The organism is Paraburkholderia sp. BR14312 (genome assembly GCF_040948675.1).
Lineage (GTDB): Bacteria > Pseudomonadota > Gammaproteobacteria > Burkholderiales > Burkholderiaceae > Paraburkholderia > Paraburkholderia nodosa_A.
The window spans coordinates 70,993-93,359 of sequence record NZ_JBFPKI010000014.1 but is presented as its reverse complement, the minus strand read 5'-3'; the positions used below and the strand labels follow the sequence as shown (position 1 = coordinate 93,359).

The 22,367-nt window shown below is 65.4% G+C and carries 15 protein-coding genes; 13 read left to right on the top strand and 2 right to left on the bottom strand.

Annotated elements, in window-relative coordinates; all coding sequences use genetic code 11:
- Positions 1 to 142: 142 nt before the first annotated feature.
- The 13 genes from AB3X98_RS33130 to AB3X98_RS33070 all read left to right on the top strand — a co-directional run bounded on the left by AB3X98_RS33130 (position 143) and on the right by AB3X98_RS33070 (position 18,224).
- Positions 143 to 2,158 carry a cation:proton antiporter gene (locus AB3X98_RS33130; protein ID WP_069264848.1) on the top strand — a complete coding sequence of 672 codons (2,016 nt, stop codon included), beginning with the start codon at positions 143 to 145 and terminating at the stop codon, positions 2,156 to 2,158.
- Positions 2,159 to 2,254: 96 nt separating this feature from the next.
- Positions 2,255 to 2,821 (top strand): adenine phosphoribosyltransferase, encoded by a 567-nt coding sequence (locus AB3X98_RS33125; RefSeq protein ID WP_368605858.1) that lies wholly within the window; start codon positions 2,255 to 2,257, stop codon positions 2,819 to 2,821.
- Positions 2,822 to 2,856: 35 nt separating this feature from the next.
- Positions 2,857 to 3,471 carry a LysE family translocator gene (locus AB3X98_RS33120; protein WP_368605859.1) on the top strand — a complete coding sequence of 205 codons (615 nt, stop codon included), beginning with the start codon at positions 2,857 to 2,859 and terminating at the stop codon, positions 3,469 to 3,471.
- A gap of 18 nt (positions 3,472 to 3,489) precedes the next feature.
- Positions 3,490 to 4,374 carry a DUF4743 domain-containing protein gene (locus tag AB3X98_RS33115; protein WP_069264841.1) on the top strand — a complete coding sequence of 295 codons (885 nt, stop codon included), beginning with the start codon at positions 3,490 to 3,492 and terminating at the stop codon, positions 4,372 to 4,374.
- Between the two features lie 74 nt (positions 4,375 to 4,448).
- The gene (purU, locus tag AB3X98_RS33110; RefSeq protein ID WP_069264838.1) at positions 4,449 to 5,318 is read left to right on the top strand and encodes a formyltetrahydrofolate deformylase; all 870 of its coding nucleotides are present in this window, start codon (positions 4,449 to 4,451) and stop codon (positions 5,316 to 5,318) included.
- A 247-nt stretch (positions 5,319 to 5,565) separates the two neighbouring features.
- Entirely contained in the window at positions 5,566 to 6,891 is a 1,326-nt protein-coding gene (locus tag AB3X98_RS33105; protein ID WP_368605860.1) for a nitrate/nitrite transporter, read from the top strand.
- Positions 6,892 to 6,936: 45 nt separating this feature from the next.
- The gene (locus AB3X98_RS33100) at positions 6,937 to 8,331 is read left to right on the top strand and encodes a NarK family nitrate/nitrite MFS transporter (RefSeq protein WP_368605861.1); all 1,395 of its coding nucleotides are present in this window, start codon (positions 6,937 to 6,939) and stop codon (positions 8,329 to 8,331) included.
- Between the two features lie 169 nt (positions 8,332 to 8,500).
- Positions 8,501 to 12,226 (top strand): nitrate reductase subunit alpha, encoded by a 3,726-nt coding sequence (locus tag AB3X98_RS33095; RefSeq protein ID WP_368605862.1) that lies wholly within the window; start codon positions 8,501 to 8,503, stop codon positions 12,224 to 12,226.
- Entirely contained in the window at positions 12,223 to 13,776 is a 1,554-nt protein-coding gene (gene narH / locus AB3X98_RS33090) for a nitrate reductase subunit beta (protein WP_368605863.1), read from the top strand. Before AB3X98_RS33095 ends, narH begins: the two co-directional genes overlap by 4 nt.
- A gap of 16 nt (positions 13,777 to 13,792) precedes the next feature.
- Positions 13,793 to 14,494 (top strand): nitrate reductase molybdenum cofactor assembly chaperone, encoded by a 702-nt coding sequence (narJ, locus tag AB3X98_RS33085; RefSeq protein ID WP_069264823.1) that lies wholly within the window; start codon positions 13,793 to 13,795, stop codon positions 14,492 to 14,494.
- On the top strand, positions 14,491 to 15,174 hold the full coding sequence (gene narI, locus AB3X98_RS33080) for a respiratory nitrate reductase subunit gamma (protein WP_069264820.1): 684 nt from the start codon (positions 14,491 to 14,493) through the stop codon (positions 15,172 to 15,174). The genes narJ and narI overlap by 4 nt, the downstream gene beginning before the upstream one ends.
- 271 nt (positions 15,175 to 15,445) lie before the next feature.
- A complete protein-coding gene (locus AB3X98_RS33075) occupies positions 15,446 to 17,455 on the top strand; it encodes a type IV pili methyl-accepting chemotaxis transducer N-terminal domain-containing protein (protein WP_368605864.1) in 2,010 nt (669 codons plus the stop codon).
- A gap of 73 nt (positions 17,456 to 17,528) precedes the next feature.
- Positions 17,529 to 18,224, top strand: coding sequence for a response regulator (locus tag AB3X98_RS33070; RefSeq protein ID WP_368605865.1), 696 nt, complete (start codon positions 17,529 to 17,531; stop codon positions 18,222 to 18,224).
- 30 nt (positions 18,225 to 18,254) lie between these two features.
- Here the strand turns inward: AB3X98_RS33070 and AB3X98_RS33065 are convergent, their stop codons facing one another.
- Positions 18,255 to 19,340, bottom strand: coding sequence for an AI-2E family transporter (locus tag AB3X98_RS33065; RefSeq protein ID WP_069264815.1), 1,086 nt, complete (start codon positions 19,338 to 19,340; stop codon positions 18,255 to 18,257).
- A 112-nt stretch (positions 19,341 to 19,452) separates the two neighbouring features.
- Complete coding sequence (gene uvrA, locus AB3X98_RS33060) at positions 19,453 to 22,344, bottom strand: excinuclease ABC subunit UvrA (RefSeq protein ID WP_069264813.1); 2,892 nt, start codon at positions 22,342 to 22,344, stop codon at positions 19,453 to 19,455.
- Positions 22,345 to 22,367: the final 23 nt, after the last annotated feature.

The following is a 22,367-nucleotide window of genomic DNA, read 5'->3' as shown; positions in this document are numbered from 1 at the left end:
AGCCGTTTCTCCGTAGCCCTTCCCATTTAGCCCGTTATTCATGTAAACAGGCCTTAGCCGCCCTGGCGTCGATCATTGACCCGGCGCGGGGCAGAATTTGCATCGCCGGTAACGACGCAGACGAACGAGGACGCTTCACACGATGATCTCCCCGCTGGAAATGACGCTGTTCCTGCTGCTCGCCTCGGTGGTTGGCGTCGTGCTGTTTCGTTATCTGAATCTGCCGCCGATGCTCGGCTACCTCACGGTGGGCATTCTCGTGGGCCCGCGCTCGCTCGGCATCGTGCCGGACACGCACGGCGCGCAGAACCTGGCCGAGTTCGGCGTCGTGTTCCTGATGTTCTCCATCGGCCTCGAGTTCTCGCTCTCGAAGCTGCGCGCCATGCGCCACGCCGTGTTCGGACTCGGGCTTTCGCAGGTGATGGGCACGATCGTCGTGGCACTCCTGCTCGGGCTCGTGCTGGAACCGTGGGTGCATATCACGTGGCAGGCCTGCGTGGCGCTGGGCGGCGCGCTCGCCATGTCGTCGACGGCCATCGTCAGCAAGATGCTTTCCGAGCGGCTCGAGATCGAATCGGAGCATGGCCGCAACATTCTGGGCGTGCTGCTGTTCCAGGATCTGGCCGTGGTGCCGCTTCTCATCGTGATCGCGGCGTTCGGCGGTTCGTCGGCGTCGCTCGTCGAGTCGCTCGGCACGGCGGCCGTGAAGATCGTGCTCGCGCTCGGCATTCTGCTCATCGTCGGCCAGAAGTTCATGACGCGCTGGTTCAACGTGGTCGCCCGCCGCCGCTCGCAGGAGCTGTTCGTGCTCAACGTGCTGCTCGTCACGCTGGGCGCCGCGTTCATCACCGACAAGTTCGGCCTCTCGCTCGCGCTCGGCGCCTTCATCGCGGGCATGCTGATCGCCGAGACGCCGTACAGGCACCAGGTGGAAGAGGACATCAAGCCGTTTCGCGACGTGCTGCTCGGCCTCTTCTTCGTGACCACGGGCATGCTGCTCAACCCGCACGTGATCTGGCAGCACCCCATCATGGTGGCGGCGTTCTTCCTCGGGCCGGTCGTGATGAAGGCCGTGCTCATCACGGCGCTCACGCGTATTTTCGGCGCCTCGCCGGGCGTGGCCATGCGCACGGGTCTCGGTCTCGCGCAGGCCGGCGAGTTCGGCTTCGTGCTGCTGAACCTCATTCTCGACAAGCATCTGGTCGACGCCACGCTGCTCCAGGCGATCCTCGCGGCCATGCTGCTGTCGATGCTCGCCGCACCGTTCCTGATTCAGAACGCCGACCGCATCGTACTGCGCCTCTCTTCGACGGAATGGATGCAGCAGTCGCTGATGATGACGCGCATCGCCACGCAAAGCATCAAGCAAAGCGGCCATGTGATCGTGTGCGGCTACGGCCGTGCGGGGCAGAATCTCGCGCGCATGCTCGAATACGAAGGCCTTTCGTACGTCGCGCTCGACCTCGACCCGGACCGCGTCGCGGCGGCTGCGGCGGCGGGCGAGTCGGTGGTGTTCGGCGACGCCGCGCGGCGCGAATCGCTCGTCGCGGCGGGCATCCACCGCGCGGCCGCGGTGGCGATCACGTACGCCAATACGCAATCGGCGTTTCGCGTGCTCCATCACATTCACGAACTGGAGCCCACCTTGCCCGTGATCGTGCGCACGGTGGACGACGCCGATCTCGAACGCCTGCTCGCCGCGGGCGCGACCGAGGTGATTCCGGAGATCGTGGAAGGCAGCCTGATGCTCGCCTCGCACATGCTGGTGCTGATGGGCGTGCCGATGCGCCGCGTGGTGCGCCGCGTGGAGGAACTGCGCGACGAACGTTACAGCCTCCTGCGCGGCTACTTCCACGGTACCGACGATGTGGGCGAGGACGGTCACGAGCAGGTGCGGCTACAATCCGTACCGGTCGACGAGCGCGCCGACGCCGTGGGCCGCACGCTCGCGGAACTGGGCCTGTACGAGCTTGGCGTCGAGGTGACGGCGATCCGCCGCCACGGCATTCGCGGTGTGGAACCGGACCCATCGACCAAACTGCGCGAGGCCGACATCGTCGTGCTGCGCGGTCTGCCCGAGCAGCTCGCGCAGGCCGAGGAGCGGCTTTCGCGGCATCGCAAGCCGGGCGCGGCCGGTGCGGGCGCGGCGGCGGTCTGATACGCCGTCGTTCGCGCAATCGCGAGACCGCGCCAAGCGGTCCAGCCCCGTTTAAATAACTCTACCGTTCTTGTCTGGTCATTACCCGGAGCAATCATGTCCAACGCACCTGCGAACCCGAGCGCTGAAGCCGCCCAGTTCGTGAACAGCCTGATCCGCACGGTGCCTGACTGGCCTGCGGCGGGAGTGCAGTTCCGCGATATCACGCCGCTCATCGGCCATCCGAAGGGCCTGCGCGTGCTGATCGACCTGTTCGTCGAGCGCTATGTCGATGCGAAGCTCGACTACGTGGCCGGGCTCGACGCGCGCGGTTTCATCATCGGGCCGATCGTCGCGTATGAGCTGAACGTTGGCTTCATTCCGATCCGCAAGATCGGCAAGCTGCCGTACAAGACGGTTTCCGAGACCTACAAGCTCGAATACGGCGAAGCGACCGTCGAGATTCACGAGGATGCCTGCAGCAAGGGCGACCGCGTCGTGATCGTCGACGACCTGATCGCCACCGGCGGCACCATGATGGCCGGCAAGCTGCTGCTCGAACGCCTGGGCGCGAGCGTGGTGGAGGGCGCCGCGATCATCGACCTGCCGGATCTGGGCGGCTCGAGGCTGCTCACCGATGCCGGCCTGCCGCTCTTCACCGTGACCGCCTTCGGCGGCCACTGAAACAACCCGAACGCCCACCGTCACGAGTCGATCTCATGCCGAATTTCGCGCTCTTTCTCGCCACCTCCATCGCCATCACGTTCGCGCCCGGTCCCGACAATCTCCAGGTGCTCGCGCGCGGCATTTCGCAGGGCCGCGCCGCCGGCCTCGTGGCCGCGCTGGGTTTCGCCGCGGGCGTGACGTTCCACACCACGCTCGCGGCACTCGGCGTGGCCGCCGTGCTGCGTTCTTCGCCGCTCGCGTTCCAGATCCTCAAGCTCGCGGGCGCCGCGTATCTCGTGTGGATCGGCGTGAAGGCGCTGCGCAGCCAGGGCCTCGCCGCCGCCGGCGACAAGCCGCGCCAGCCGCTCTCCGCGATCTTTCGCCAGAGCGTGCTCGGCAACATCATGAATCCGAAGGTGACGCTGTTCTTCGTCGTGTTCCTGCCGCAGTTCGTCGACCCGCATGGCGCGCAGCCCGTCACGCTGCAGATGCTCGAGCTCGGCCTCGTGTTCATGGCGCAGACGGTCGTCGTGTTCTCCCTCTTCGGGCTGTGCGCGGGCACGATCGGCGGCTGGCTGAAGCGCCGGCCGCGCGCGGGCCTGTGGCTCGACCGCTTGGCCGGCGTTACCTTCATCGCCATCGGCATACGCGTCGCCCTGCGCGACTGATCTATGGAGTCCTGATCGATGAGCTTGCCTTGCATTATCGACGCGCGACGCTTCGATGCCGGCGCGCATCTGCCGTTTCACATCGGTGACGAGCGCGTGGGCTGGATACGCGAGAACGACGTGGCGCGGCTCGCACGCTGGCCCGACGTGTTCGAAATCGACGGCGATGCGGATAGCGCCCGCGTGACGCTCGCCCCGCACTTCGATAGCGTCGATGCACGCAGCGCAGCGCTCGGTTCGGTGATCGGCGCACTCGCGGCGCAAGGGCACATTCCGGGCTGGCGCAACGAAACCTACGCGATCCGCAACACCTTCGATGCGCCGCCGCTCGCCTTTATCGAACGTGCGGCCTCGCGCTTTTTCGGCACGATGACGTACGCGGTTCATCTGAACGGCGTCGTAGAATACGCAGATTCCGGTGCGGCCGGCGTAGGCGCGCCCGGCGCGCCGCAATTGTGGATCGCGCGGCGCAGTGATACCAAGGCCACCGACCCCGGCATGCTGGACAACGTCGTGGCGGGCGGCATCGGCTGGGGCTTCGGGATCGAGGCCACGCTCGTGAAGGAATGCTGGGAAGAGGCGGGCATTGCCGAGGAGCTGGCGCGCGAGGCGCGCGCGGGCCGCACCGTGCACGTGCTGCAGTCGCTGCCAGAGGGCACGCAGGCTGAGCAGATCTTCATCTACGATCTCGTGCTCCCGGCCGATTTCGTGCCGCACAACCAGGACGGCGAAGTGGGCGAGCATCGCCTCGCACGCATCGACGAAGCCGCGCGCTGGATCGAGGAGGGCGCGATGACGGTAGACGCGAGCCTCGCGACGCTCGACTGCCTGCTGCGCCGCCGATGGATAGACGAAGACGCGTGCGAGGGCATTGCCGCGATCTTCGAACCGCCGACGCTGTGAAAGGGCGCCGGTTCTTTTAGCAAAGCCCAAAGCCCTTTTAGCAACACCAAGTCTTGACGGGAGTTACCAAGGTCATGTCGACCGATCACAGCTTCATCCTCAAACTGTCGTGCGCCGACCGGCCTGGCATCGTGCACGCCGTGTCGGGCTTTCTGTTCGAGCGCGGCAGCAATATCCTCGACTCGGCCCAGTTCGGCGACAGCCACACGGGCGAGTTCTTCATGCGCGTGCACTTCCAGCAAGTGGGCGGCGACCCGGGCCTCGACGGTCTGCGCAGCGCATTCGAGCCGCTCGCGCAGGAGTTCGGCATGCGCTGGGAGATGCATGACGCGAACGTGAAGCCGCGCGTCGTCATCATGGTCTCGAAGATCGGCCATTGCCTGAACGACCTGCTGTTCCGCTATCGCACCGGCCAGCTGCCTATCGAGATTCCAGCGATCATCTCGAATCACAAGGACTTCTATCAGCTCGCCGCGAGCTACAACATTCCGTTCCATCACTTCCCGCTGCTAGGCGGCACCGAGGCCGACAAGGCCGCGCAGGAAGCGCGCGTGCTCGAAGTGGTGAACCGCGAAGGCGTCGATCTGGTGGTGCTCGCGCGCTACATGCAGATCCTCTCGCCGCAGCTTTGCAAGGCGCTCGAAGGCCGCGCGATCAACATCCACCATTCGTTCCTGCCGAGCTTCAAGGGCGCGAAGCCGTACTACCAGGCGTTCGATCGCGGCGTGAAGCTGATCGGCGCCACGGCGCACTATGTGACGTCCGATCTCGACGAAGGCCCGATCATCGAGCAGGAAGTCGAGCGCGTGGATCACAACATGACGCCGGATCAGCTCACCGCCATCGGCCGCGACGTGGAGTGCGTGACGCTCGCGCGCGCGGTGAAGTGGCACGTGGAGCATCGCATCGTGCTCAACGGTCACAAGACGGTCGTGTTCCGCTGATCTTTGGTTGATCGCGTGCGACACCATGCCGTAGCGTGTTTCATGACACGCTACGGCTTCTCGGACTAATCTTATTGCTCTCCGGCGCGTTCGCATGCATGCGATTTCGCTTCCACGCCAACTCGTTCCCGCGGTACTACTCCTTAAGTTCTAGTGGCGCATCGTCGCGCACTCCCTGCGGAGAATAGCCCGCACCTTTCGTCTTTCCTACTCTTGTCGCGTCAACTAAACGACAAGAGGGAAATTCATGAAAGCCGCCCCATCTCCGCAGGCGGAACCTGTCGCCGATAGCCGTGCCTGGCGCGTGCTGGGTTCAAGTACCTTCGCGTTCACGATCTGCTTTGCGGTCTGGATGATGTTCGCGATCCTCGGCATTCCGCTCAAAAAGCAGCTTCACCTCACCGATACCGAATTCGGCCTGATTGCCGCGATGCCCGTGCTCACGGGCTCGCTCGCCCGCGTTCCGCTCGGCATCTGGACCGACCGCTTCGGCGGGCGCATCGTCTTCTTCATCACCATGCTCGCGACCATCGTGCCGATCTGGCTCGTCTCGTACGCGACGCAACTTTGGCAATTCCTCACGCTAGGCCTGTTCGTGGGGTTCGCCGGCGCATCATTCTCGGTCGGCACGCCCTATGTCGCACGCTGGTTCCCGAAGTCGCGCCAGGGTCTCGCCATGGGCATCTTCGGCGCAGGCAATTCGGGCGCCGCGCTCAACAAGTTCGTGGCGCCCGTGCTGATCGTCGCGGCCGGCACGTGGACCATCGTGCCCAAGGTCTACGCCGTTGCGATGCTCGTGACCGCGCTGCTGTTCTGGATGTTCTCCGCGAGCCACCCGGCGCACCGCGTGCCTGGCACGCAGAGCGTGGCGGACCAGCTGCGCGTGCTCGCCGACCCGCGTGTGCTGCGCTACGCGCAGTACTACTCGGTGGTGTTCGGCGGCTATGTCGGCCTGTCGCTGTGGATGCCGCAGTACTACGTGAACCAGTACGGCTTCGGCATCGAGCAGGCTGCGTTTCTCGCGGCGTGTTTCTCGTTGCCCGGCGGCGTGCTGCGTGCGGCAGGCGGTTGGCTCTCCGACCGCTACGGCGCCTATCGCACGACGTGGGCCGTGATGTGGGTCGCGCTCGCGTGCTTCTTCCTGCTGAGCTACCCGCCGACCGACTTCACGATCCACAGCGCGCATGGCCCGCTTGGTTTGCATATCAGCACGGGACCGGTGTTCTACACGGTGCTGATGTTCGTCGTCGGCATCGCGATGGCGGTAGGCAAGGCCTCGGTCTTCAAGTTCATCGGCGACGAGTACACCGACAACATCGGCGCCGTCTCCGGCGTCGTGGGGCTGGCGGGCGGTCTCGCGGGCTTCGTACTGCCGATCTTGTTCGGCCTGCTCGTCGACCTCACGGGCGTGCGTACCACCTGCTTCATGTTGATGTTCGGCGCCACCCTGGTGAGCCTGCTGTTCATGCACTTTTCGTTCCGCCCCGAAGCGCTCGCCCACGGCAGCGCGAAGCTCGCGCACAAGGTTCGAGCCGCGCCGCCGGCGCCGAAGGAAACCACGTACTCCGAATGATCCAACTTGCGCCGCGCGTGCGGCGCCTACTGAACGAGCACAATCATGTCCAAGTATCTCCTGACCCAATGGGAGCCCGAGAACGCCAGGTTCTGGCAGGCTTCCGGCGAGCAGATCGCCACCCGTAACCTGTGGATTTCGATTCCCGCGCTGATGCTGGCGTTCGTGGTGTGGTCGCTGTGGAGCGTCACGGTCGTCAATCTCGACAAGGGCGGCTTTCACTTCACCAAGAACGAACTCTTCTGGCTCACGGCGTTGCCCGCGCTTTCGGGCGCCACGCTGCGCATCTTCTATTCGTTTCTCGTGCCGATTTTCGGCGGCCGCCGCTTCACGGCGATCTCCACGGCGAGTCTGCTGATCCCGGCCTTCGGCATGGGCTTCGCGCTGCGCGATCCGTCCACCTCGTATTCGACGCTGCTCGTGCTCGCCCTGCTGTGCGGTCTGGGCGGCGCGAACTTCAGCTCGTCGATGGCGAACATCAGCTTCTTCTTCCCGAAGGCGCGCAAGGGTTTCGCCACCGGCCTCAATGCGGGCATCGGCAACCTCGGCGTCTCGCTCGTGCAGTTCGTCACACCGATCGTCATCTCGACAGCCGTGTTCGCCGGCCTGCTCGGCGACGGGCACACCTACGTGAAGGACGGCGTCGAGCACAGCATCTGGCTGCAGAACGCCGGCTTCGTGTGGATTCCGCTCATCGTCGTCTCGTCGTTCGCCGCGTGGTTCGGCATGAACGACATCGCCGACGCGAAGGCCTCGTTCAGCGAGCAGGCCGTGATCTTCCGCCGCGCGCACAACTGGATCATGTGCTTTCTCTATGTCGGCACGTTCGGCTCGTTCATCGGTTTCTCGGCCGGCCTCGCGCTTCTCACGAAGGCGGAGTTTCCCGCCATCAACCCGACTGCATGGGCCTTCCTCGGGCCGCTCGCCGGCGCGCTCACGCGCCCCGTCGGTGGCTGGATCTCCGACAAGCTCGGCGGCGCGCGCGTCACGCTCTGGACTTTCCTCGCGATGATCGTCGCGGTGATCGGCGTGATCGCGTTCCTGCCGGGCGGCGCGCTGGGCGGCGCACAAGGCAGCTTCGCCGGCTTCCTCGCGATGTTCGTCGTGCTGTTCGCGCTCACCGGCATCGGCAACGGTTCGACCTTCCGCATGATTCCCGTGATCTTCCTGACGCAGCATCAACGCGCCGCGAAGAGCAAGGGTGATGACGCACAGCGCGGCGCGCTCGCCGAAGCGGGCAAGGAATCGGCGGCGGTGCTCGGCTTCGCGGGCGCGATGGGCGCGTACGGCGGCTTCTTCATTCCGAAGAGCTTTGGCTCGTCGCTCGACATGACCGGCTCGCCGGTCGGCGCGCTCGTGTGCTTCATCGCCTTCTATGTGGTGTGCGCGGTGGTGACGTGGTTCTTCTATGCGCGCCGCAACGCGTCCACACCTTGCTGAACCGGATTAGTCCTTTGGGAGTAGTGCGAACTCTCCCGTTGATGAATGGGCAGGCAGGTGCCTGCTCGCCATACTCGGAAGGATACGAGCGCGAGGCGCCAGGCTTGCAACGCGAGCGGGCGGCGACAGGCGCGATCGATCGATTCCAGCAGCAGTCCCGGAGAACCTGATGAGTTATTTTCTGGACCGGTTGAAGTTCATGTCGCGCGTGAAGTCGACGTTTTCGAAAGGCCACGGCGCGGTGGTGAACGAGGACCGCAAATGGGAAGACGGCTATCGCAGCCGCTGGCAGCACGACAAGATCGTGCGCTCGACCCACGGCGTGAACTGCACGGGCTCGTGCTCGTGGAAGGTTTACGTGAAGAACGGCCTGATCACGTGGGAAACGCAACAGACCGACTATCCGCGCACGCGCGCTGACCTGCCCAATCACGAACCGCGCGGCTGCCCGCGTGGCGCCTCGTATAGCTGGTACGTGTATTCGGCGCAGCGCGTGAAGTACCCGATGATCCGCGGGCGCCTGATCGAGATGTGGCGCGAGGCGCGCAAGACGCTCGACCCGGTCAAGGCATGGGCTTCGATCGTCGAGGACCCGAAGAAGGCGGCGCACTACAAGCGCGCGCGCGGCCAGGGCGGCTTCGTGCGCGCCGGGTGGGACACGGCCACCGAGATGATCGCGGCGGCCAACGCCTACACCATCGGCAAGTACGGTCCCGATCGCGTGATTGGCTTCTCGCCCATTCCCGCAATGTCGATGGTCTCGTACGCCGCGGGCGCGCGTTATCTGAGCCTGATCGGCGGGGCGTGCCTGTCGTTCTACGACTGGTATTGCGACCTGCCGCCTTCCTCGCCGCAGGTGTGGGGCGAGCAGACCGACGTGCCCGAATCGGCCGACTGGTACAACTCCACCTATCTCATGGTGTGGGGCTCGAACGTGCCGCAAACACGCACGCCCGACGCCCACTTCTACACGGAGGTTCGCTACAAGGGCACGAAGACGGTGGCGGTGTCGTCCGACTTCGGCGAGATGGTGAAGTTCGGCGATATCTGGCTCGCGCCGAAGCAGGGCACCGACGCGGCGCTCGCGCTCGCGATGGGCCACGTGGTGCTCAAGGAGTTTCACGCTACGGCGAAGTCCGCGTACTTCCGCGATTACGTGAAGCAGTACACGGACATGCCGATGCTCGTCGCGCTCGCGAAGCGCGACGGCTCGCTGGTGCCGGACCAGTTCCTGCGCGCGTCGCAACTCGCCGCGAATCTCGACGAAGCGAACAATCCGCAGTGGAAGACGCTCGCCATCGATGCGACCACGGGCGACATCGTCGCGCCGAACGGCTCGATCGGCTTCCGTTGGGGCGAAGGCGAGCACGACGGCGGCAAGAAGGTGGGCCGCTGGAACCTCGAAATGAAGGACGGTGGCAGCGGCCGCGAAATCGATCCGCGCCTTTCGCTCGTCGATCGGCATGACGAAGTGGTCGAGGTGGGCTTCCCGTACTTCGGCGGCGAACATGGCGCGCTGCTCGCGCGCCGCGTGCCCGTGAAGCGCGTGGCGCTGGCGGACGGCACGAGTGTGCTGGTCGCCACCGTCTACGACCTGCAGATGGCCAACTACGGCGTCGACCAGGGGCTTGGCGGCCCGAACGTCGCGTCCTCGTATGACGACGACGTGCCCTGCACGCCAGCATGGCAGGAGAAGCACACCACGGTGCCGCGCAAGCTCGTGATCCAGGTGGCGCGCGAGTTTGCCGACAACGCCGACCGCACACGCGGCAAGAGCATGGTGATCGTCGGCGCGGCGCTCAATCACTGGTACCACAACGACATGATCTACCGCGGCATCATCAATCTGCTGATGATGTGCGGCTGTATCGGCCAGAGCGGCGGCGGCTGGGCGCACTACGTCGGCCAGGAAAAGCTGCGTCCGCAATTCGGCTGGGCGCCGCTCGCGTTCGCGCTCGACTGGTCGCGCCCGCCGCGCCAGATGAACGGCACGTCGTTCTTCTACAACCACACGAGCCAGTGGCGCCACGAGAAGGTGAGTCTCGACGAGATCCTCGGCCCCGGCGCGGACCGCGAACGCTACAAGAATCTGTCGATGCTCGACCTCAACGCGAAGTCCGAGCGCATGGGCTGGCTGCCTTCGGCGCCGCAACTGGGCGCCAATCCGCTCGACGTGGTGGATGCCGCGCAGCGCGCGGGCGTGCCGCCGGTGCAATACACCGTCGATCAGCTGAAGTCGGGCGCATTGAACTTCGCCTGCGACGACCCCGACAACCCTGCGAACTTCCCGCGCAACATGTTCGTGTGGCGCTCGAACATCCTCGGCAGTTCGGGCAAGGGGCACGAGTATTTCCTCAAGTACCTGCTCGGCACGCAGAACGCGCTGTTCGGCGACGAAGCCGACGCGATCAAGCCTTCCGAAGTGAAGGTGCGCGAAGCGGCCGAAGGCAAGCTCGACCTGCTCACCGTCCTCGACTTCCGCATGAGCACCACGTGCCTGTACGGCGACATCGTGCTGCCCTCGGCCACGTGGTACGAGAAGGACGACCTCAACACGTCGGACATGCACCCGTTCATCCATCCGCTTTCGGAGGCGGTGCAGCCGTTGTGGGAGAGCAAGACCGACTGGGAGATCTACAAGGCCATCGCGAAGACGTTTTCGGAGATCGGCGGCGCGCATCTGGGCAAGCGCACGGACCTCGTGTGCACGCCGCTCATGCACGACACGCCGGGCGAACTCGGCCAGGCGTTCGAGCCGAAGGACTGGCGTCTTGGCGAATGCGATCTGATCCCTGGCAAGACCGCACCTTCGATGACGCTCGTGGAGCGCGACTATCGCGAGATCTACAACAAGTTCACGTCGGTCGGGCCGCTGCTCGAGAAGCTGGGCAACGGCGGCAAGGGCATCAACTGGAACACCGTGCACGAGGTGGGCGAGTTTGCCCGGCTCACGGGCATCCAGCAGAACCGCGGCGCGGCCGAGGGGCGCCCGCGTCTGGAAACGGCCATCGACGCCGCCGAGATGATCCTCACCTTCGCGCCGGAAACCAACGGCCACGTAGCGGTGAAGGCGTGGGACGCGCTCTCGAAGATCACGGGCCGGAATCACACGCATCTGGCCGAAGGCCGCGAGCACGACAAGATCCGCTTTCGTGACGTGCAGGCGCAGCCGCGCAAGATCATCTCCGCGCCCACGTGGTCGGGGCTCGAATCGGAAGAGGTGAGCTACAACGCAGGCTACACGAACGTGCACGAGCTGATTCCCTGGCGCACGCTCACGGGCCGTCAGCAGTTCTATCAGGATCACCGCTGGATGCTCGATTTCGGCGAGGGCCTGTGCAACTACAAGCCCGCCATCGACACGAAGACGACCTCGCCGATGCTCGGCGCGAAACCCAACGGCGAGCACGAACTCGTGCTGAACTGGATCACGCCGCACCAGAAGTGGGGCATCCACTCCACGTACACGGACAACCTGCGCATGCTCACGCTTTCGCGTGGCGGCCCGCACGTCTGGGTCTCGGAAGCCGAGGCGAAAGAAGCCGGGCTCGTCGATAACGACTGGGTCGAAGTGTTCAACGTGAACGGCACGCTCACCGCGCGCGTCGTGGTGAGCCAGCGCGTGCCGCGCGGCATGTGCCTCATGTATCACGCGCAGGAAAAGATCATCAACGTTCCCGGCGCGGAAACGAGCGGCATGCGCGGCGGCATTCACAACTCGGTCACGCGCACGGTGCTCAAGCCCACGCACATGATCGGCGGCTACGCGCAACTCGCGTATGGCTTCAACTACTACGGCACCGTCGGCAGCAATCGCGACGAGTACGTGATCGTGCGCAAGATGAGGAAGGTCGAGTGGCTGGAAGGCCCGATGAAGGAAGGAGCAGCATCATGAAAATCCGCGCCCAGGTGGCGATGGTTCTGAACCTCGACAAGTGCATCGGCTGCCATACGTGCTCCGTCACGTGCAAGAACGTGTGGACGTCGCGCGATGGCGTCGAGTACGCGTGGTTCAACAACGTCGAGACGAAGCCCGGCATCGGCTATCCGAAGGAATGGGAGAACCAGGAGAAGTGGAACGGCGGCTGGGTCCGCAACCCGAACGGCAAGCTCGAGCCGCGCCAGGGCCCGAAGCTCAAGGTGCTGGCCAACCTGTTCGCCAACCCGAACCTGCCCGGCATCGACGACTACTACGAGCCGTTCACGTACGACTACGAGCATTTGCAGAAGGCGCGCCTCTCGCAGACGCCGCCCACCGCGCGCCCCGTGTCGGTCATCACCGGCAAGAAGATGGACAAGATCCATTGGGGTCCCAACTGGGAAGACGACCTGGGCGGCGAGTTCGCCTCGCGCAGCCGCGACAAGCTGTTCGAGAACGTGCAGAAGGAGATGTACTCGACCTTCGAGAACACCTTCATGATGTATCTGCCGCGCCTGTGCGAGCACTGCCTGAATCCCGCGTGCGTGGCCTCGTGCCCCTCGGGCTCGGTGTACAAGCGCGAAGACGACGGCATCGTGCTCGTCGACCAGGACAAGTGCCGCGGCTGGCGCATGTGCATCTCGGGTTGCCCGTACAAGAAGATGTACTTCAACTGGAAGAGCGGCAAGGCCGAGAAGTGCATCTTCTGCTATCCGCGTATCGAGGCGGGGCAGCCGACCGTCTGCTCGGAAACGTGCGTGGGCCGCATCCGCTATCTGGGTGTGATGCTTTACGACGCGGACCGCATCAGCGAGGCGGCATCGGTTGAATCGACGCAGGATCTGTATCACTCGCAGCTCGACGTGTTCCTCGATCCGCACGATCCCGCCATCCAGGCCGAGGCGCGCCGCCAGGGCGTGCCGCAGAGCTGGCTCGACGCCGCCGTGCGCTCGCCCGTGTACCGCATGGCGGTCGAGTGGAAGATCGCGTTCCCACTGCACCCCGAGTACCGCACGCTGCCGATGGTCTGGTACGTGCCGCCGCTGTCGCCGATCCAGTCGGCCGCGGACGCGGGCCATATCGGCATGGACGGCGTGATTCCCGACGTGGCGAGCCTGCGCATTCCCATGCGCTATCTCGCCAACCTGCTGACCGCCGGCGACGAAAAGCCCGTGATTTCTGCGCTCAACCGCATGCTGGCGATGCGCGCCTACAAGCGCACCCAGGCCGTGGACGGCGTGAACGACAACGCGGTTCTCGCGCGCGCAGGCCTCACACCCGAGCAGGTCGAGGACATGTACCGCACCATGGCGATCGCGAACTACGAGGACCGCTTCGTCGTGCCGTCGTCGCACAAGGAAATGGTCGAGGACTCGTTCAACGAGAAGGGCAGTTGCGGCTTCTCGTTCGGCAACGGGTGTTCGGGCGGCGTTTCCGAGGGTTCGCTGTTCGGCTCGAAGGTCGAAGGCAGCGTGGTGTATGTCGATATGCCGAAGTCGCGTCGCAAGACGCCGTCCGAAGCTTGAGCAGGAGGGCATCATCATGTCGATTTATCCGGTTCTCTCCGCGCTGCTCGATTATCCCGAGCAGCCCTTGCTCGACGCGCTCGACGAGATCGAAGCCGCGCTCGAGGCCCTGCCGAACGGTGCATTCGCAGCGCGCGAACTGGCGCCGCTCATCGCGGCGCTGCGCGAGCGCTCGCTCGTCGAGTCGCAGGAGGCGTACGTGGCCACCTTCGACCGCAATCCGCGCCACTCGCTGCATCTGTTCGAGCACGTGCACGGCGAGAGCCGCGCGCGCGGCCAGGCGATGGTCGATCTGCTCGACGAATACCGCAGCCATGGCCTCGACGTCGCGACGAGCGAGTTGCCCGACTACGTGCCGCTCTTTCTCGAAGTGCTCGGCCTGATTGGCGAGGACGAGGCGCGCGCGCTGCTTGGCGAGGCGATTCACGTGCTCGCGGCGCTCGGCAATCAGCTCGAGAAGAGCGAAAGCCCGTACGCGGGCATCTTCACGGTGCTGTGCGAGCTGACCGATGTCGAGCCGCTGCCGCTCGTGGACGCCCCCGTGCGCGACATGGACGAGGCGCTCGAACGCTTCGGCACCGGCGCGGACGGCGTGGAGCCGCTCGTGCACGCGTTCGGCGCGAGCAACTCGCCGCAGGTCGTTCAATTCCACCCGCGAGCGCAGTTTGCCGCGACCACTGCGACCACCGCGGCTGCCTGCGCAAAGGAATCGCCATGAACACGTTCAATCAGTTTTTGTTCGGCATCTATCCATATATTGCCGCCGCCATCTTCCTGTTCGGCAGCCTCGCGCGCTTCGAGCGGGAGCAGTACACGTGGAAGGCGGACAGCTCGCAGCTGCTCTATCGCGGACATTTGCGGCTCGGCAATATCCTCTTTCACGTCGGCGTGCTCGGGCTCTTCTTCGGGCATCTGTTCGGTCTGCTCACGCCCGTCGCCGTGTGGGACTGGCTCGGCGTGCCGCACGCGGTCAAGCAGCTCGTGGCGATGGTCGCGGGCGGCGTGATGGGCTCGATGTGTCTGGTGGGCCTCGCGATCCTGCTGCACCGGCGGCTTTCGAATGCCCGCGTTTCGGCCGTGACGCGCGTGGGCGACAAGGTGCTGCTGTTGTGGCTGCTCGTCACGCTGCTGCTCGGGCTGAGCACCATCGGCGAATCGGCGAGCCACATGGACGGCGCGATGATGGTGCGGCTCATGACCTGGGCGCAGCACATCGTCACGTTCCGCGGCGACGCAGCGAGCTACGTGGCAGAAGCACCGCTCATCTTCCGCATGCACCTCTTCATGGGCATGACGCTGTTCGTGATCTTCCCGTTCACGCGGCTCGTGCACGTGTGGAGCGGGTTCGCCTCGATCACCTATCTGTCGCGCGCCTGGCAGCTCGTGCGCAGCCGCTAGCGGCCAACGTTTGCCTCTGGACGGCCGTGGGGATGGCCGTTCATTGCGGGGAGCGAGACCCACTCGCATTCCCCGCTTTTTTTCGCGATGCGCCCAGGTCGGGGGCGACGCGACGTGGTTCGCCAGGACTCGCCCGGGAGGCAGCTGACCTGACGCATAGTGTCGCAGTTGGCCGTGCAGACCGCGTCATAGCGCGCGATCGGCCGCGCTCCGTCCGATAATGTCGATACAGGCGCCGCCGCTTCGGCGCAGCCGATTCCCGGTCCCGGCCATGACTCCGTCTTCCGATTCCGCAACCGCATCTGCCGCTTCCGCCGTATCCTCCGGCGCGCACGAAGCGCCGTTCCCGAAGCGGCTCTCCACGCGCATCGTTGTGCTCTCCACGGTTGCGCTGGCGCTCGTGCTTGCGATGATCAGCGGCACGCTCTGGCTCTCCTGGCAGCTCGAAGGCGGCGGCGCGGCGATCAACGACGCGGGCAGCCTGCGCATGCGCGCGAACGCGGTGGCGATCGCGCTATGGGAAGCCCGCACCGGTCAGCCCTCGCAAGTCGACGCGCAGATGCACCAACTCGACGAGACGCTGCGCGAATTGCGCGACGGCGATCCGGCGCGCCCGCTCTTTCTTCCCGCAGACGCCGGCATCCATGCGCAGTTCGAACGCGTCGCGTCTGCCTGGAATCACACGCTCAGGCCCGCTGCGCTAAGCGACCTCGCCGCCAGCGGGGGCGAGCCCTCGATGTATATCGGCCTGCTGCCCGGTTTCGTCGACGACGCGAACCGGCTCGTCAGCCTGATCGAGCGCGAGAACGCGCGCAAGACCGCGTGGCTGCGCATTTCGCAGGTCGCGCTCGCGGCGCTGTCGTGCGTGGGCACGATGGCGATCGTCTATTTGCTTTACCAGTGGTTCGTGGCGCCTGTGCAGCGCTTGCAGGACGGGCTCGCGCGCATCGAGGCGCGGGAGTTCGACACGCGGTTGCCGGTCGAAACGTACGACGAGTTCGGCCATCTCACGCAAGGCTTCAACCGCATGGTCGCGGAGTTGCAGGCGCTGTACCAGGACCTTGCCGGGCGCGTGGACGCCAAGACCGCGCAACTGGCGGCGCAAAACCGCGAACTCGCCACGCTTTACGAGATGGCGGCGTTTCTCAATACGCCGGGCCCGGCGGAAAGCCTGTGCCACGATTTCCTCACGCGCGTCATGCGCGAATTCGACGCCGACGGCGGCACGGTGCGAGTCGTTTCGCCTGACGACGGCAATCTGCATCTGCTCGTCTCGGAAGGCATGCCCGAATCGATCACGCGCGCGGAGCAGTGCATGCCGGCGGCGGACTGTGCGTGCGGCGGTGCCACGGCCGAGGCGCCGGTCGTATTCGGCCTGGTGGCACAGCCGGGCACGCGCACGGCCGGCGGCGAAAGCGGCGAAAGCGGCTTGAGTGGGGCTTTTACGCAGCGCTGCCTGAAGGCGGGCTTCTTGAGCGTCGCGGTGTCGGCCATCGTCGCTCAGAACGAGACGCTCGGCACGTTCTCGCTGCACTTCCGGCGCGAGCGGGAGATTCCGCCTTCGGGCGTCCAGCTGCTCCAGACGCTCGGCCGCCACCTGGGCGTCGCGCTCATGAACCGGCGGCTCGTGGCGCTCGGGCGCCAGCTCGCCGTGTCCGAGGAGCGCAATCTCGTCGCTCAGGGGTTGCACGACAGCATCGCGCAAGGCCTGAGCTTCCTGAAGATGCAAGTGCACCTGCTCGATGGGGCGGCGCAGCAGGGCGATCTCGACGAGATTCGCGAGATCGTGCCGCTGCTCGCGGGCGGCGTAGAGGAGAGCTACGACGACGTGCGCGAACTGCTGCTGAATTTCCGCACGAAGCTCAGCCCAGGCAAGCTGCGCCTCGCCGTGGAGGACACCGTGGCGCGCTTTCGCCGCCAGTCGGACGCCGAGCTGACGCTCGACTATCGCGACGAAGACGGGCCGCCGCTGCCGCCCGACCAGCAGCTGCAGGTACTTTTCGTGTTGCAGGAGGCGCTCTCGAATGCACGCAAGCATGCGCAGGCACTGCACGTACAGGTGAGTGTCGTGAACGCGCGCGACTTCCGCCTCACGATCGAGGACGACGGCGTGGGCTACGATCCCGCCGATATCGCCTCGCGTGGCGAATCGCACGTGGGCTTCCACATCATGCATGAGCGCGCGCGACGTCTTGCCGCCGTGCTCACGCTGCAGAGCGCGCCGGGGCGCGGCGCGCGCGTCGAACTGGTATTGCCCGCCGCGAGCCGCATGGCCGCGTAAATATGGCCAATGAACCATCGTCGATGGCGCTACGCTCAAAATCAGAAGACATCGCGACAAAACAACGATCCCCATGACCATACGCATCCTGCTCATCGACGACCACACGCTCTTTCGCTCGGGCGTGAGTGCGCTCCTGCAGCGCCAGCCTGACCTGGAAGTGGTCGGCGAGGCGTCGGACGGCGTGGAAGGCGTCAAGCGCGCGAAGCAGCACCTGCCCGACGTCATCCTGCTGGACCTCAACATGCCGGGTCTCTCCGGGCTCGAAACGCTGCAACTGCTGGTGGAGGATCTGCCGGACACGGCGGTCGTGATGCTCACCGTCTCCGAGGAAGCCGAGGAACTCACCGCCGCGATGCGCGAGGGCGCGCGTGGCTTCCTGCTCAAGAGCATCGACGCCGACGCGCTCGTCGCGGCGATCCGCAAGGCCGCGAGCGGCCAGCCGGTGATTACCGAGCACATGACGGCGAAGCTCGTGGAGCAGATGCGCAAGCCAGCGCAGTCGACCGGCGCAACCGGCACGACTGGCGCCGCGCGCGCGAGCGCGGAGGCGCTCACGGCGCGCGAGCGCGACATCGTGCGCGAACTGGCGCGCGGCGCGAGCAACAAGGAGATTGCGCGTGCGCTCGACCTGGCGGAGAGCACGGTGAAGATTCACGTGCGCAACATTCTGCGTAAGCTCAATCTCACGAGCCGCGTGCAGGTGGCGATCTACGCGATGGGGCACGACGGCATGACCGACGTGCCCGGCGAGCCGCGCGGGCGCTGAAGGCCGCGCGCGGGTCTGGGAAAAACGGGCTCAGACGAGCCGCAGATAGATCAGTTCGCGCTTGATATACGCGTAGAAAATCGGCGCGGCGACCACGCCTTGAATGCCGAACGCCGCTTCCATCACGAGCATCGCGACGAGCAGCTCCCACGTGCGCGCCTCGATCTGGCCGCCCACGATGCGCGCGTTCAGGAAGTATTCGAGCTTGTGGATCAGGATGAGGAACACGAGCGCTGTGACCGCCGCGGGCAGGCTCACGGTGAGCGCGATGGCGACGATCAGCGTGTTCGAGATCAGGTTGCCGATCACGGGCAACAGGCCCACCACGAAGGTCACCACGACCAGCATCTTCGCGAGCGGCAGCGGCGCGTGAAACAACGGCAGCGCGAGCAGGAGGAAGAGGCCGGTGAACACCGTGTTGATGGCCGAAATCTTCACCTGCGCGAACACGATGCGGCGGAACGCGTCGGCGAAACGCGACACGCGCGCGACGAACGCGGTCGAAAGCGGCAGCCGCGTCGCGTTCTTCTGCGCGCCAATGGCGATGATCGCGCCGATGATCATGCCGATCACGATATGTCCGAAGATGCGCGCGGCGTTCTTGCCGCCCTGGCCGAGCTGGGTGGCGTGCTCGTGCATGAGCGCGAGCGCCTTGAGCTTCATCTGGGCGACGTCTACGGGCAGATAGGCGGCGATGGACTCGGGAATGCGCCCGCGCGCCTGATCGACGAACGTCATCATCTGCGCCATGACCTTCTGCACGCTCGGCACGTCGTTTTCGAACTGCTCGATGACGCCCACGGTGAGCCCCGTGAGCACGCCCACGATCACGATGGAAACCAGCACCACGGAAAGCCAGCGGGCGCGGCTGCTCGACATGCGCCGCTCGATGAGCGGCGAAATGGTATGAACGAGCTGGAAGACGAGCATGCCCGCGAGCAGCGCGCCGAGCAGGTTCAGGTGCAGCACCGCCAGCATACCGGCGAGCGCGGCCACATAGCTGCCGATTTCCACTGCCGAAAGCTTCGGCAGGCTCATGTCGCTCGTGAGCCTGACCGGCCGTGGCCGCAGGTCGCGCACCTGTTTATCTTCCGTCGCTTCGTTGCGCTTGACCATGTTGGGTGTATTCCGTCTCCAAACTTCGGGGGCGCACGCGCCCCTGCCCCGTTGTTGCTGCAGCTATTTCTACTGCTAAATTTCCGGCCCGGTCGTCAGCCCGCCTGGCGGGTCATTTGCCCGACGCCGTGTCCAGCGCGGCGATCTGGCGCTTGAGCAGCGGCGCGAGATAGCGGCCCGTGAAGCTTGCCTTCGACTTCGCCACCTGTTCGGGCGTCCCCTGGGCCACGATCTGCCCACCGCCCGCGCCGCCTTCGGGTCCCATGTCCACGACCCAGTCGGCGGTTTTGATTACATCGAGATTATGCTCGATGATGACCACCGTGTTGCCCTGATCTCGAAGCCGGTGAATCACTTCGAGCAAAAGCGCGATGTCGTGGAAGTGCAGGCCCGTGGTCGGCTCGTCGAGTATATACAGCGTGCGGCCCGTGTCCCGCTTGGAAAGCTCGAGCGAAAGCTTCACGCGCTGCGCCTCGCCGCCAGAGAGCGTGGTGGCGGACTGGCCGAGGCGGATGTAGCCGAGGCCCACATCGAGCAGCGTCTTGAGCTTGCGCGCCACCACCGGCACCGCCTTGAAGAACTCGTAGGCGGCTTCCACCGTCATGTCGAGCACTTCGCTGATGTTCCGGCCCTTGTATTGAATCTCCAGCGTCTCGCGGTTGTAGCGCTTGCCGTGGCAGACGTCGCAGGGCACGTACACGTCGGGCAGGAAGTGCATTTCCACCTTGAGCACGCCGTCGCCCTGGCAGCTTTCGCAGCGCCCGCCCTTCACGTTGAACGAGAAGCGGCCCGACTCGTAGCCGCGTTCCTTGGCGGCCGGCACGCCCGCGAACAGTTCGCGGATGGGCGTGAAGAGGCCCGTGTAGGTGGCCGGGTTCGAGCGCGGGGTGCGCCCGATCGGCGACTGGTCGACGTTGATGACCTTGTCGAAGTGCTCCAGGCCCTCGATCGCCTCGAACGGCGCCGGTTCGGCCGACGATCCATACAGATGCTGCGACACCGCGTGATAAAGCGTGTCGTTGATGAGCGTGGACTTGCCCGAGCCCGAGACGCCCGTCACGCAGGTCAAAAGACCGACGGGCAGGTCGAGCGTCACGTGCTTGAGGTTGTTGCCGTGGGCCTCGACGATGCGCAGGCGGCGCTCGCCGGGCTCGATGCGCTCGTCGGGATAGTCGATGCGGCGCGCGCCCGAGAGATACTGGCCAGTCATCGAGGCCGGATCGTGTTCGACTTCCCCTGGCGTGCCTTGCGAAATCACCATGCCGCCGTGCTCGCCCGCGCCCGGACCCATGTCGACCACGTAGTCGGCCATGCGGATCATGTCCTCGTCGTGCTCGACGACGATCACCGAATTGCCGAGATCGCGCAGATGCTTGAGCGTGGAGATCAGGCGGTCGTTGTCGCGCTGGTGCAGGCCGATGGACGGCTCGTCGAGCACGTACATCACGCCCGTCAAGCCCGAGCCGATCTGCGAGGCGAGGCGGATACGCTGCGCCTCGCCGCCGGAAAGCGTCTCGGCGCTGCGTTCGAGCGAGAGATAGTCGAGCCCGACGTTGTTGAGGAACATGAGGCGCGCGACGATTTCCTTGACCACCTTGTCGGCGATCTCGCGCTTTGCACCTTCGAGGTGCAGCGTCTGGAAGTAGCCGAGCGTGTCGCGCAGCGGCCAGCCGCTGACTTCATAAATGGCGCGCGCCTCTTCGCCCGCGCCGATGCGCACGAAACGCGCTTCGCGGCGCAAGCGCGTGCCTTCGCAGTGCGGGCAGGCCTGGTTGTTCTGGTACTTCGACAGCTCCTCGCGCACGGCGGCGGAGTCGGTCTCGCGGTAGCGGCGCTCGAGGTTCGGAATGATCCCTTCGAATACGTGCTCGCGCACCGAAGTGCGGCCGCGCTCGTTGATGTACGAGAACGGAATCTCCTGCTTGCCGGAGCCGTAGAGCAGGGTCTTGCGCACTTTCTCCGGCAGGTCCTCGAACGCGGTGTCGATATCGAAGTCGTAGAACGCGGCGAGACTCTGCAGCATCTGGAAGTAGAACTGGTTGCGCCGGTCCCAGCCCTTCACGGCGCCCGCCGCGAGCGAGAGCGACGGGTGCGCGACCACGCGCTTCGGATCGAAGAACGTGATCTGGCCCAGACCGTCGCACTCGGGGCACGCGCCCATCGGGTTGTTGAAAGAGAAGAGGCGCGGTTCCAGCTCCGGCAGCGAATACGAGCAGATCGGGCAGGCGAACTTCGAGCTGAAGAGATGCTCGCGGTTGGTGTCCATTTCGAGCGCGATGGCGCGGCCGTCGGCCAGACGCAGCGCGGTTTCGAACGACTCCGCGAGGCGCTGCTTCATGTCGGGGCGCACCTTCAGGCGGTCGACCACCACGTCGATGGTGTGGCGCTCGCTCTTTTTGAGCTTGGGCAGCGACTCCACCTCGTAGATCTTCGCTTCCCCTTCATTGGCGGTGCCGCCGCCCGAGCGCACCCGAAAGCGCACGAAACCCTGCGCCTGCATGTCGTCGAACAGCTCGGCGTGCTCGCCCTTGCGGTCCACGATCACGGGAGCCAGGATCATCAGCTTCGTTTCTTCGGGCAGGGCGAGCGCGGCGTCCACCATCTGCGAGACGCTTTGCGACTCCAGCGGAATCTCGTGGTCCGGGCAGTAGGGCGTGCCGATGCGTGCGTAAAGCAGCCGCAGGTAGTCGTGGATCTCGGTGACGGTGCCGACGGTCGAGCGCGGATTGTGCGACGTGGCCTTCTGCTCGATGGAAATAGCCGGCGACAGACCCTCGATCAGGTCGACGTCGGGCTTCTCCATGAGCTGCAGGAACTGGCGCGCGTAGGCTGACAGGCTCTCCACGTAACGGCGCTGGCCTTCCGCGTAAAGCGTGTCGAACGCCAGCGAGGACTTGCCCGAGCCGGAAAGCCCGGTGATCACCACGAGCTTGTGGCGCGGCAGGTCCAGATTGACGTTCTTCAGGTTGTGGGTTCGGGCCCCACGGATACGGATCTGTTCCATGAACCTGCGGGAGAAAGGGAAAC

What these genes read in the sequence shown, in the direction of transcription:
- AB3X98_RS33130 (WP_069264848.1), top strand. Translation starts at nt 143, where the DNA reads ATGATCTCCCCGCTGGAAATGACGCTGTTCCTGCTGCTCGCCTCGGTG.
- AB3X98_RS33125 (WP_368605858.1), top strand. Translation starts at nt 2,255, where the DNA reads ATGTCCAACGCACCTGCGAACCCGAGCGCTGAAGCCGCCCAGTTCGTG.
- AB3X98_RS33120 (WP_368605859.1), top strand. Translation starts at nt 2,857, where the DNA reads ATGCCGAATTTCGCGCTCTTTCTCGCCACCTCCATCGCCATCACGTTC.
- AB3X98_RS33115 (WP_069264841.1), top strand. Translation starts at nt 3,490, where the DNA reads ATGAGCTTGCCTTGCATTATCGACGCGCGACGCTTCGATGCCGGCGCG.
- purU (WP_069264838.1), top strand. Translation starts at nt 4,449, where the DNA reads ATGTCGACCGATCACAGCTTCATCCTCAAACTGTCGTGCGCCGACCGG.
- AB3X98_RS33105 (WP_368605860.1), top strand. Translation starts at nt 5,566, where the DNA reads ATGAAAGCCGCCCCATCTCCGCAGGCGGAACCTGTCGCCGATAGCCGT.
- AB3X98_RS33100 (WP_368605861.1), top strand. Translation starts at nt 6,937, where the DNA reads ATGTCCAAGTATCTCCTGACCCAATGGGAGCCCGAGAACGCCAGGTTC.
- AB3X98_RS33095 (WP_368605862.1), top strand. Translation starts at nt 8,501, where the DNA reads ATGAGTTATTTTCTGGACCGGTTGAAGTTCATGTCGCGCGTGAAGTCG.
- narH (WP_368605863.1), top strand. Translation starts at nt 12,223, where the DNA reads ATGAAAATCCGCGCCCAGGTGGCGATGGTTCTGAACCTCGACAAGTGC.
- narJ (WP_069264823.1), top strand. Translation starts at nt 13,793, where the DNA reads ATGTCGATTTATCCGGTTCTCTCCGCGCTGCTCGATTATCCCGAGCAG.
- narI (WP_069264820.1), top strand. Translation starts at nt 14,491, where the DNA reads ATGAACACGTTCAATCAGTTTTTGTTCGGCATCTATCCATATATTGCC.
- AB3X98_RS33075 (WP_368605864.1), top strand. Translation starts at nt 15,446, where the DNA reads ATGACTCCGTCTTCCGATTCCGCAACCGCATCTGCCGCTTCCGCCGTA.
- AB3X98_RS33070 (WP_368605865.1), top strand. Translation starts at nt 17,529, where the DNA reads ATGACCATACGCATCCTGCTCATCGACGACCACACGCTCTTTCGCTCG.
- AB3X98_RS33065 (WP_069264815.1), bottom strand. Translation starts at nt 19,340, where the DNA reads ATGGTCAAGCGCAACGAAGCGACGGAAGATAAACAGGTGCGCGACCTG.
- uvrA (WP_069264813.1), bottom strand. Translation starts at nt 22,344, where the DNA reads ATGGAACAGATCCGTATCCGTGGGGCCCGAACCCACAACCTGAAGAAC.